At 50.3% G+C, this 12,393-nt stretch carries 6 protein-coding genes, 1 tRNA gene and 1 CRISPR repeat array; of the genes, 5 read left to right on the forward strand and 2 right to left on the reverse strand.

What is annotated here, in order from left to right:
• The first annotated feature begins 25 nt into the window (after positions 1-25).
• From ssb to PHE17_RS06855, 3 genes are all read left to right on the forward strand, one after another.
• Entirely contained in the window at positions 26-520 is a 495-nt protein-coding gene (ssb, locus tag PHE17_RS06845) for a single-stranded DNA-binding protein (RefSeq protein WP_301015079.1), read from the forward strand.
• A 322-nt stretch (positions 521-842) separates the two neighbouring features.
• A complete protein-coding gene (locus PHE17_RS06850) occupies positions 843-4,190 on the forward strand; it encodes a chemotaxis protein CheB (protein WP_301015080.1) in 3,348 nt (1,115 codons plus the stop codon).
• A gap of 14 nt (positions 4,191-4,204) precedes the next feature.
• Positions 4,205-4,840 (forward strand): response regulator, encoded by a 636-nt coding sequence (locus PHE17_RS06855; protein ID WP_301015081.1) that lies wholly within the window; start codon positions 4,205-4,207, stop codon positions 4,838-4,840.
• A 36-nt stretch (positions 4,841-4,876) separates the two neighbouring features.
• On the opposite strand, the gene PHE17_RS06860 is transcribed toward PHE17_RS06855, so the two are convergent.
• Positions 4,877-5,593, reverse strand: coding sequence for a hypothetical protein (locus tag PHE17_RS06860; RefSeq protein ID WP_301015082.1), 717 nt, complete (start codon positions 5,591-5,593; stop codon positions 4,877-4,879).
• Between the two features lie 88 nt (positions 5,594-5,681).
• Here PHE17_RS06860 and PHE17_RS06865 point away from each other — a divergent pair, with 88 nt between their 5' ends.
• A complete protein-coding gene (locus tag PHE17_RS06865) occupies positions 5,682-9,110 on the forward strand; it encodes a DEAD/DEAH box helicase (RefSeq protein ID WP_301015083.1) in 3,429 nt (1,142 codons plus the stop codon).
• A 77-nt stretch (positions 9,111-9,187) separates the two neighbouring features.
• Positions 9,188-9,274, forward strand: a tRNA-Leu gene (locus tag PHE17_RS06870).
• A gap of 296 nt (positions 9,275-9,570) precedes the next feature.
• A CRISPR array of direct repeats spans positions 9,571-11,291; the repeat unit is 34 nt; unit sequence CTTAATCCCTTCTCAAACAGGGCAGCATTCAAAC.
• A gap of 249 nt (positions 11,292-11,540) precedes the next feature.
• Here PHE17_RS06870 and PHE17_RS06875 read toward each other — a convergent pair.
• On the reverse strand, positions 11,541-12,383 hold the full coding sequence (locus tag PHE17_RS06875) for a reverse transcriptase domain-containing protein (RefSeq protein ID WP_301015084.1): 843 nt from the start codon (positions 12,381-12,383) through the stop codon (positions 11,541-11,543).
• Between the last annotated feature and the right edge of the window lie 10 nt (positions 12,384-12,393).

The raw sequence follows: 12,393 nt of genomic DNA on the forward strand, positions 1-12,393 counted from the left end.
CCGTATTTAAAGCAAGGATAAAGACATGGCACGTGGTATCAATAAAGTTATTTTGGTCGGCACGCTGGGGCGCGACCCGGAAGTGAAGTACATGCCCAGCGGCGGTGCAATCACTAATGTGACGCTGGCAACCAACGATTCCTACAAAGACAAGAATACTGGGGAAAAGAAGGAAATCACTGAGTGGCATCGCATTGTATTCTTCAATCGCTTGGCTGAAATCGCCGGGGAATACCTGCGCAAAGGCCAGCAAGTATACGTTGAAGGCAGCCTGCGTACCCGCAAATGGCAGGGGCAGGATGGGCAAGACCGTTACACTACCGAGATCGTTGCCAACGAAATGCAAATGTTAGGCGGGCGTCAAGGTGGTGGCATGGGTGCTGGTAACTATGATGAAGCACCACGCGCTAATACAGGTGGTTATGGCGGCGGCGGTAGCAGCGCTCCGGCAGCATCCCCGAGTGCAAGCCATACGCCTGACCGTGGATTTGAAGATTTTGATGATGACATCCCGTTTTAGGGAAAACCCTTGGCAGCACTGCAATATTCCTTGGTAGCAAAGTATTCGCATTAGCAGTCCTGCCACTTATAATACGAGCCTGTACTTGCGCTGGACGACGCGCTCGACGCAAAGCTAGGAGGAACGCAAGTACATCTTTTCACGTTGTGATAACGTTTTGTAAGAATAATAGAACCAAGCCAAAAGCAAGAAAAAGCCTATATCGTAGGGTCAGTTCCCCTGACCCTTTTCTTTTTTCGTAACCTTCTTGATAATCGGCTTTAGGTTTGCTTCACACCATACTCACTTCATAATTTTCAGGACATACGACAAGGATCAGTATATGACGGGTTCTTCTGGCTCAGTTGATGATGATAATCATGATGAGGGTCTAATCATTGTCGGCATTGGGGCATCAGCAGGAGGACTGGAGGCATTACGCCAACTGGTTCCGAAACTTCCGATTGATAATCGGGTTGTCTATATTCTAGCCCAACACCTTGACCCTAAACACAGCAGTATGTTAGTGCCGATTCTGGCGCGTGAAACCCATTTGCAGGTTAATGAATTACAGCACGACCAAGTATTGGAAACGGGCCAGCTTTATATTATCCCGCCGGGAATGGATGCTTATTACGCAAAGAAACGTATCTTCTTGGAAAAAGCCACTGGTATTGGCCCTAAACCTTCGGTAGACCGTTTACTGGCTTCGTTGGCGGAAAACCACGGCGAACGTTCCATTGGCATTATCCTTTCCGGTACAGGTATGGATGGGGCGCATGGTATCCGTGCGATCAAGGCGGAAGGTGGTATTACCATTGCGCAATTGGAATCCACCGCCCGTTTCGACAGTATGCCCCACGCGGCGATTAATACCGGGCATGTCGACTTGGTGCTGCCCCCGGAAGATATTGCCCAACAAATCCAAGACTTACTGAGCCAACCGAACTCATCCTTCCTGTTTGCGCACAAGCCGGAACCTTCCGAAGACGAGATACAGGAAATCCTGCGCTTATTGCAAGAGCAGACTGGTACGGATTTCCGTGATTACAAGCGCAATACCCTGCTGCGGCGCATTGAACGGCGCATGACTGTACACAAATGCAAGCGGCTGGATGAATATTCTGCGTTCTTGAAAGAAAAGCCGGAAGAATTGTATGAGTTGCATAACGATATTCTGATTTCCGTCACGGCTTTTTTCCGCGATACCGATGCGTATCAAGCATTGCACCGCTCTTTGGAAGATATTCTGCCGCAAAATGGCACTGAAATCCGCATTTGGATTGCGGGGTGTGCAACTGGGGAAGAGGCGTATTCCATTGCCATTATGTTGGCGGAGTATTTGGGTAATCGCATTACCCGTTATAAAGTCCAAATTTTTGGTACTGATTTGTATGAAGGGGTGCTGTCGATTGCGCGTCAGGCACGTTATCCTAAAGCGGCGGTAGCAGGTATTGAGCCGCGATTATTGGATAAGTATTTCATCCAAAAAGATGGTGCTTACCAGCTTGTGCAGTCGATCCGTAATATGGTGCTGTTTGCCCGGCATAATTTGGTACGTGACCCGCCTTTTTCGCACTTGAATTTGGTTTCTTGCCGTAATGTGTTGATTTACTTTAACCAGAATTTACAACGTAAAGTGCTGGAGTCTTTCCATTACGCGCTGGAAACTGGGGCTATCTTGCTGCTGGGAAAATCCGAAACCATTGGCAATACTGACCACCTGTTTACCGTGGTTGATCGCAAGGCACGCATCTACCGCCGCCGGGGTGATGTGAAAGGCCATCTGCCATATTTACTGCAACACCGTCACCAGCGCGAACAACGCACTGCTTACCAAGGGGCGGGCGTGCGTGAAAAGAGCCAAGTGAAGCTCCAAGATGTGTTCGATAAACTATTGGTTAGCATCTACCAGCCTGCCTGTATTTTGCTGGATGACCGCCAAGAAATTGCTTATGTACGTGGCCAAGTAGACCCATTCCTGCGTTTTATGGAAGGGCGTGCCGCGCTGAGTGCCTTGGAATTGATACGTCCTGAACTACGCCAAGATATGCGCGGGATGTTGTATAAAGCCCGGCGTACTGATGAAACCCTTACGAGCCGCCGTATTGCCATGCGTATCAATGGCGAAAATGTACGGGTGGTGATGCGCGTCAGCCATTTTCCGGCAGGTAAATTGACGGAAAATGAAGTCAGCGTGGTCATTTTTGAGGTTCTGCCTGATAACGATCCGGGTGCGGCGGAACGTGCGGCGGAACAGGTGATTGACACCATCCGCCTGAAAGAATTGGAAGATGAATTACGCGAAACCCGCGAAAGTTTACAAACCACCATTGAAGAACTGGAAACCTCCAACGAGGAATTGCAATCCACCTACGAGGAAGCCCAGTCAACCAACGAGGAGCTTTATACTTCCACCGAAGAGCTACAAACCTCTAATGAGGAGTTGCAATCCACCAATGAAGAATTGCGCACGGTCAATCAGGAAGTCAGCGTCAAAAGTGCGGAATTGGAAGCTGCCAACCAACAGCTTAAAGCCACCAATGAGCAATTGACCCACGAAGTTGAAGAGCGCAAGTGGGCGGAAGCACGTTTGGAAATCGAACGTGCCAAGCTCGACACCATTTTTCAGTGCCAACCTAACTGGATTAATATCTGCACCTTGGATGGGACTATCCAAGAGGTCAATCCGGCAGGTTTTACCATTATGGAAGTGGAACATGCGGGGCAATTGGTGGGGCATTCACTCAAGGAATATGTGTTCCCCGAATACGTTGCCGAGATCGAACACTGCCTTACCAGCATAGGGCAAACAGGCGAAGTCCGCAAACGTGAAGTTAAGATCAAGACGCTCAAGGGCAATAGCCGCTGGTTAGAAATCCATTCGGTGCTGATCCATCTTGCTGATGATGAACTGCGCATCATGTCGATTATTGTCGACCATACCGACCGGAAAATAGCGCAGGAATTGCTTGCCGAACGCCAGCAAGAGCTTGCCCACATCATGCGCCTCAACACACTGGGGGAAATGGCTTCCGGTATTGCGCATGAACTCAACCAGCCATTGTCTGCGATTGCCAACTATATTCGGGGCTGCGAGCGCCGTTTAGAGATGGATGAGTGCAGCATGGATGAGTTGCGCGAAGTGATGCAATTGGTCAGCACACAAGTGCGGCGGGCGGGCGACATCCTGCGTTATGCCAAAGACTTTACCCGCAAGGATCAAGATGTTGAGCGGGTTTCATGCGACATTAACGATGTCATCCAAGAAACTTTGTATTTGCTGGAAACAACCGAGCAATTCAAGGAAGTGAAACTGGTGGTGGAACTGGATACCGATTTGCCCAAGGTTTCCATCAATAAAATCCAGATCGAGCAAGTCCTGATCAATATGGTGCAAAACGCACTGGATGCGATGGCGGAAGCGGAAAATGGCAAAACCGGGGTGTTGCGCATCCGCACCCAAAAAGAGGGCAAACATGCCTTGCGGGTCTTGGTGGTTGACCAAGGAACGGGGTTGTCAGGGGATTTCGAGGTGAATATTTTCCGCCCGTTCTACACTACCAAAAAGAACGGGATGGGGATGGGCTTGCCGATCAGCAGTTCCATTATCGAAGCGCATGGTGGTAAGCTTGAGGCCACTAATAACCTTACCAAAGGCTCAACCTTCAGCTTCGTACTGCCGTTATAAGGAAATGCCCACAGATGAATTACCCGCCTACCGTTTTTATTGTCGATGATGATCCGGCAGTACGCGATTCTTTGCGCTGGCTGTTGGAGTCCATGCGCCTGAAAGTGGCAACGTTTGAATCTGCCGAAGCCTTCCTGAAGTTTTATACCATGCACATGGTTGGTTGTTTGATCTTGGATGTGCGGATGCCGGGTATGAGTGGCCTGCAATTACAGCAACACCTGACCAAGCAGCAGTATTCCGTGCCGATCATTTTTATTACCGGGCATGGCGATATTCCGATGGCGGTGCGTGCCATGCAAGCGGGGGCGATGTACTTTCTGGAAAAGCCGTTTGAAGACCAAGTATTGCTTGATTACGTCAATGAAGCTTTAGCGCTGGATAAGGAAAACCAACAAGCACGTATCCGTTTGACCATGATCCGGGCGCGGATTGCTAACCTGACTGACCGTGAACGTGAAGTGATGGAGTTGGTCACAAATAATCACTCCAATAAGGAAATGGCGGAAAAACTGGGAGTCAGCGTCAAAACAGTTGAATTCCATCGCAGCCACATGATGGAAAAAATGCACGCTACGTCTTTGATTGAACTGCTGAATATGACGCGGGAAGCGAGCATGGCTGAACAAGCCGCAGTGGGTCATGTTTAGCCGCCTGTTTTGCTTCCCGCCTATCGCGGGTTAGGCTTATTCCTCAAACCCTTGGGCAATCCATGAAGCAAAGGTTTCATGGAAAATCACGTCAATTAACTCTTCAGCGATAGCGGCTTCTACATCGGCGGCTTCGTAGGTTTGGTCTTCGTTTTGTGCGGTTTCCAGCATTTCTGTACGCACTTGCTGCAAATAGGCAAGGATGTCTTCCGCTTCACTGCGTTCAACCGGCAGCAAACCGAAACTGAAGGTATAACTACCGTCCGGCAATTGCAGCAGGCGTGAGGCAATGCAAATGTTCGCGGGGATGCTGTCGGCTTCCATCGGGACTTGCAGGGTAGGGCCGTCAGTACCCAAACGCCGTACTTGCGCTGTTTTTCCGGCTTTGAAGTTCAATACTTCCCAGATGGCGAGTTCAGATTTGCTGAGCGCTTTTAAGTATTGGCAGGCAAATGAGTTTTCGTCCTGTTCGACACGGGTGCGCATGAATTCGCTCAGTACACTTTCGTCGCCTTCATTGGTCTCGGTTGTGACAAAATGTTCAAACACATGCGCGTGCGCCATTTGCCCCAGCGGCTGTTCTTCGAGATAATCCAGCACTTCGTCAGCGGATAGCTCCAGCATTTCGGCGGCGTAGTCGACGGCTTCGGTGAACACTTCGACCATCCATTCTTCCCACGGGGCTTTGGCGATGTAGGCACTCAAGAGTTCCATCGCACCATCGACTTGCTTTTGCTGCTCTGCTGTAATCACGGCGAAATCCTTTTTTGGTGGTCATTGTGGCATTGCTGCCGGTATCGGGGCATAGTAACACGATTTTGCTTTTTTCACGGATGGATACATGCACCTGTTACCCAAATATATTGACCTCCTGGCTGACGGCAACCTTCCCCAGCCGGTTTTGTTTAATGTGTTTGACACCGCCACCATTGAGCGTGGTTTAAGCTACTTTGCTGCTGGCAAGGTTGTCAGCTTCCATGCCGAAAAAAGCGCTAATGGCAATGTATCCTTACACGCCAAAGTTCAAGGCAGTGGCAAAAAGCCGTATTTGACGGTGGTCAATTACAATGAAAATGCACCCAAGTGGATTACGGGCGTATGCACTTGCCCCGTGACCATGAGCTGCAAACACACGGTTGCGGCACTGTTTGCCTACCTTGAATACGCTTCCCGCCAAAAGGTGATTGAAACCCTGCGCAAGGGGACTCCACTGTTTACGGCGGCTAGCTTGCCAACGGCACGTGCGGCTTCCGTTAACCCGATAGATATGTGGTTACAGACGGTAGCGATGGCGGGTAAACCCACGACCAGTTCGGAACAGGCAAGCGTAGAATCCGCACCTTACCAAAGCCAATTGCTGTATTTGTTGCATACCGACCTGCGTAGGCAGGGCTTGGTGACACTCGGTTTGTATAAATCCTCGCTGCTGAAAAAAGGCGGCTATGGCAAACCGGCGGCAGTGGCTTTGGATAGCCTGCTGACCACGCAACGCGCACGCAGCTACCATTACGAGCCGCATGATTTGATGATTGCGCAACTGCTGGCGGTTCCCGACTTACGCTTTTCGCCTTACTGGAACAGCGGTGCGCTGACAGGTAAAACGGGCGAGCAAGTATTAACCGAAGTGCTGAAAACCGGGCGTTTGTTTTGGTCAACGGTAGAAGGTTGGAAGCACGATGCGCGTGCCTTGCAGGCGGGTGAACCGCGCTATTTCCAGTTCCAGTGGAAGAAAAACGAGGCGGCGCAATACACCGTCAGTTTGGAACCCGAGCAAGCCATAGACATGCACTTCTGGCTGAACGGCAAGGCGTGGTACGTCGACAACCGCACCTTGGAATGCGGGTTGTTGGAACACCCCGACCTCAATCCGCAACAGGTAGAAAAGCTGCTTAATGCCCCGCCGATCCCCGAGGAGCAAGCCGAAGCAGTCAGCGAACGTTTGCTGGAATTATTGCCTGATGCAGATATTCCCGCACCTTCCCCCAAAGCCCGCCAGCAAGTGGAAGACCTGCTCAGCGAATTGCAGCCCGGTTTGCTGTTGCAGTCGGTGCATCTGCCGGAATTGGGTCGCACTGTCCACACGGCTTGCGTAAGCTTCAATTACAGTGGGCATATCTTGCGCCCTGAAACACCCGCTGTGACCAGTTTGTTGAAGGTGAATGGTACGCGCTACCGTATTCACCGTGACAAAGAGGGCGAACAGGAAGCTATCGACGCCTTACGGGATTACGGTTTTGAGCCTGCCCCTGCGCGGTTTTCCAGCCTGCACCCGCTGGATATGCTGATGTTGGCTGAAAGTAAGACGTTATCGGCCTTGCGCTGGCATGATTTCCTTGATCACGGCTTAGACGCGCTGCGGCTAGATGGCTGGAATATCACCTTGGCGGATAATTTTGACCTGCAATTCGACTTGGTAGACGACCTCGAAGCCGTTTGGGAGGAAAGCGATAGCGGTACAGATTGGTTTGAAATCAGCCTCGGCTTTGAAGTCGAGGGTCAGCGCATCAACTTACTGCCAATTCTGGTTGAAATGTTGTCACAGATGGAAAGCCCGCAAGCCCTGCGCGACCTGTTGCAACGCCAAGAATACATCCTCGTGCCCGTTTCTGAGAGCCGTTGGGCAAAGCTCGAATCCCGCCGCCTCGAAAGCATCATGGAAACCTTGGTTGAACTCTACGATCACCAGCCATTGAACGCTGACGGCAATCTGGAACTGAGTAAATACCAAGGCGCAAACCTTGCCGACCTGCTCAATGCCCCCGGTATGAAATGGAAAGGCGCGGAAGAACTTTTGGCGCTGACCCAAAAGCTCAAAGATTTCAGCGGCATCCAAACCGTTACCTTGCCGGAAGGTTTGAACGCCGACTTGCGCCCCTACCAGCACGAAGGTATCAACTGGCTGCAATTCCTGCGCGAATACCAATTTAACGGCACGCTGGCGGATGACATGGGCTTGGGCAAAACCCTGCAAGCCTTGGCGCATTTGTTGCTGGAAAAGCAAAGCGGGCGCATGGATTTGCCTTCCCTCGTGATTGCGCCCACCAGCCTGATGGGCAACTGGCGGCGCGAAGCGGCAAAGTTCACCCCCGATTTGCGCGTGCAGATTGTCCACGGCTCTGATCGCCAACAGCATTTTGATTCCTTCAGCGAATACGATGTGATCCTCACCACCTACCCGCTGATGCTGCGTGACGAAGAGCAATACCAACGGCAGGCGTTCCACTACCTGATCCTTGATGAAGCGCAAGCCATCAAGAATGCCGCCTCCAAAACCACACAGGTCATTTACACCCTCAAAGCCCGCCACCGCCTGTGCCTGACCGGGACGCCGCTGGAAAACCACCTCGGTGAACTGTGGTCGATGTACCATTTCCTGATGCCCGGTTTTCTGGGGGCGCATGAAAAATTTACTCGGCTGTTCCGTTCCCCGATTGAAAAGCAGGGCGATATGGGGCGGCAGCAACAACTACGCAACCGTGTGCAACCCTTCATGCTGCGTCGCACCAAGGAGCATGTCGCCAGCGAATTGCCACCCAAAAGCGAAATCATCCGTAGCGTAGCGCTGGATGGCAAACAACGTGACCTGTACGAAACTGTGCGGCTAGCGATGGATAAAAAGGTGCAGGAAGAAATCAGCAAGAAAGGTTTCGCCCGCAGCCAAATCATGATCCTCGATGCCCTGCTGAAGCTGCGCCAAGTGTGCTGTGACCCGCGTCTGGTCAAACTTGAAAAAGCGCAAAAGGTCAAACAGTCAGCCAAGCTCGAATTGCTCATGACTCTGTTGCCGGAAATGCTGGAAGAAGGGCGCAAGGTGCTGCTGTTTTCGCAATTCACCTCCATGCTGGCGCTGATTGAGGAAGAGTTGGTCAAAGAGGACATCAGTTACAGCAAGTTAACTGGGCAGACCAAAAACCGCGACGAGGCGGTGGCAATGTTCCAAGAGGGTGACGCAAAAGTGTTCCTGATCAGCTTGAAGGCAGGGGGGACGGGGCTGAACCTGACTGCTGCTGATACCGTGATCCATTACGACCCATGGTGGAATCCAGCGGTGGAGCAGCAGGCCACTGACCGTGCCTACCGCATAGGGCAGGATAAGCCGGTGTTTGTCTACAAGCTGATTACAGAAGAAACCGTGGAGGAAAAAATCCTCAAGCTGCAAGAAAAGAAGCAAGCACTGGCAGATGGGCTATATTCAGACAAGGAAGCCGACGAAGGGTTACGTTTCAGTGCCGATGATCTGATGGATTTGCTGAAGCCGCTTGAAAAGTAGCCTCAGCGTTGCGTTGGTGGCGCTGAATCCCTATAATGCACGCCTTACTTTTGCTTAAGCTTTCAGCTATCCCTCTTGCCCGGATGGCGAAATAGGTAGACGCAAGGGACTTAAAATCCCTCGACAGCGATGTCATGCCGGTTCGACCCCGGCTCCGGGCACCATTAATACGTCAAACGAACTCCGTTAAATCAGCAAGTTAAGTGATTTTTTGTTCGTTGTCAAAAAGCCAACGTTTTTCGTTACTATGTCGGTGCTACGTTGGTCATCATGGCTGTGGCATTACCCTTGCGGATACGGTTGACATTTTTTGAGAGTGTGAATCCAGCCGCCAGTGTGTGCTGCTCCTGCGCCATCATTGCGGCGTATTCCCCCCAAGTCTGAAAACCATCACCCTGTATCCCTGCCTGTCCCCAGTGTTTAGGTCAACGCTCCTGAGCGTCTTCGGCTTTTTCCCCACTGTCAGAGGTTGTTTCAAACAGGGCAGCATTCAAACCGTTTCACTTCTGGAGCCACCGAGTCTCACAGTGTCTTAATCCCTTCTCAAACAGGGCAGCATTCAAACCTGTGTTTGAGCTGCTGAAACGCGCGGGCTACCCCCTTAATCCCTTCTCAAACAGGGCAGCATTCAAACGATTGATACATGATCTGACTGAAAAGTGTTGGTACCCTTAATCCCTTCTCAAACAGGGCAGCATTCAAACCCTTTGGCCGTTGGCTGGAATGTACAGTTTGTGTCGCCCTTAATCCCTTCTCAAACAGGGCAGCATTCAAACGCCGTCACTCCGAAAGCAAAGGTGAAGGCCGCAGGTGTCTTAATCCCTTCTCAAACAGGGCAGCATTCAAACGCCCTTAGCGAAGGGCAACATTTTAAGATGGCCGTCTTAATCCCTTCTCAAACAGGGCAGCATTCAAACCTTTCTGGATTTACTGCTGGAGTAGCTTTTTTCAGTCTTAATCCCTTCTCAAACAGGGCAGCATTCAAACCGCAGTTGCCAAAGCACTGGAGGCTGTAAAAGTGTCTTAATCCCTTCTCAAACAGGGCAGCATTCAAACAATGGAATCCATAACGCTGCTGGTACTCTTGTAACGTCTTAATCCCTTCTCAAACAGGGCAGCATTCAAACTAAGATGGCCTGTATTGGCGCAACCACTGAGAATGTCTTAATCCCTTCTCAAACAGGGCAGCATTCAAACAGATAGATTTGTTAACTTCCTTAAAGTAGGAAGGTCTTAATCCCTTCTCAAACAGGGCAGCATTCAAACAGGAAGATTAAAATAATAGGCAGCAACACTACCGTCTTAATCCCTTCTCAAACAGGGCAGCATTCAAACGGCAATGTTATCGTCAGTACCGTATGCAGCTATTAGTCTTAATCCCTTCTCAAACAGGGCAGCATTCAAACTTTAAGGCCATCTATACTGGTTTTCTGAAGTTAGTCTTAATCCCTTCTCAAACAGGGCAGCATTCAAACACTGTCTTGGTATTGGGTATGCCAAGGTGATTGAGGTCTTAATCCCTTCTCAAACAGGGCAGCATTCAAACTCATCAGCGACTGAAAGCTTCATCTCTACTGGTAGTCTTAATCCCTTCTCAAACAGGGCAGCATTCAAACCTATTACCCCAAGTACTTCCATACTTGAGCTAAAGTCTTAATCCCTTCTCAAACAGGGCAGCATTCAAACTCCAGTTCAACAAATCAATGATGCCGCGCTGAATGGTCTTAATCCCTTCTCAAACAGGGCAGCATTCAAACCTGAAGAGCATAATTTAGTTGCGTCTGTGGTTACGTCTTAATCCCTTCTCAAACAGGGCAGCATTCAAACACGCTGGGCGTGGACCACACTGGTTAATGGTGTGAAGTCTTAATCCCTTCTCAAACAGGGCAGCATTCAAACGGTACCATTGAGGAAGTCAACAGTTATGTTGATGTCTTAATCCCTTCTCAAACAGGGCAGCATTCAAACTTTCTGCAAAACAGGAAACAGTTGGCGATCTATTAGTCTTAATCCCTTCTCAAACAGGGCAGCATTCAAACATTAAATGACAGGATAGAGACGCCGAACGAGTTTAGTCTTAATCCCTTCTCAAACAGGGCAGCATTCAAACGGTTGATGTTGACGATATTGAAGATGGTTATGATTGTCTTAATCCCTTCTCAAACAGGGCAGCATTCAAACCCCGTGCTTCGTAAAAATATTTTAAATTTCAACGAGTTGCGGTGTATGAAAAATGACATCAAATCGACACTTCAGAGTTAGCATTTTACAGCGCATGGATCGAATACGAATAGACCAGTAACAGCCATACACGACATGGTTTCAGTCGACAAATTTTACAAGAACATGGGTAAACACCATTACCCATACCTCCATAATAAAACGAAACGCTCAGCCGGACTATGTTTTTCCGACCAGCGCCGCATAAGATTATGCGGCAACCCGTCTGGCCTCTGGCAACGGCTCACCGAGGAAGATGACCCGGCGGTTACTACGGATGACGCGGGTTTTCTCTGGGTGCAACGTCAAGCCCATGTCATTGAGTTTTTTACGGGCGAACACCAAGGCTTTTTCTGCCTTACCCTGATCGGTGGCGAACAACAGGAAATCATCCGCAAAGCGCACGAATGGGATGTGGGCATTACCCAATGCTTGGTCAAACTCGTTCATGTACAAGTTGCAGAACATCGGTGACAAAATCGCCCCTTGCGAAATCCCCCGCGAAGTCCCAAACAAGCTGCTGCTGTGGACACCCTGTTTCAGCCATTTGTCGATCAGGTTGAGTGCGTCGCTGTCTTTGATGAAGGCTTTCAACTTCTTTTGCAGTGGCGTCAGCGGGATATTGTCAAAGAACTTGCTGATGTCCGCATCCACCAGCCAATCCTGCCCGATCCGCACCCGTTCCTTGGTCTTGTCCAAGGCCATTTTGACACTGCGCCCACGCCGGTAAGCGTAGCTGTCATGATGGAAAATGGCCTCTGCATTCGGTTCCAGCACAATCAGCAAAGCACGCTGCACCAGCTTGTCCCGCAAGTATTGCGCAGAAATGATACGTTGCTTGCCATCGGGCTTGGTCATTGCAAACTGGCGCAGTGGCTCCGGCTGGTAACGCCCGGATAATACATCCTCCCGGCAAGTCAGCAAGTGGCGCATCAGGTTGCGCTGCAACTGGTCGCGGTCAACCGTCACCGACCACGGCGTATGCTCGGTTTTCAGCAAATTCCATGCCTTGTCCAGAATGTCAGGCTGCATCGCCGTTTCAAGAATGCTCATGGTCTTTCCC

It is taken from the genome of Thiothrix sp. (assembly GCF_028714775.1).
Taxonomy (GTDB): Bacteria; Pseudomonadota; Gammaproteobacteria; order Thiotrichales; family Thiotrichaceae; genus Thiothrix.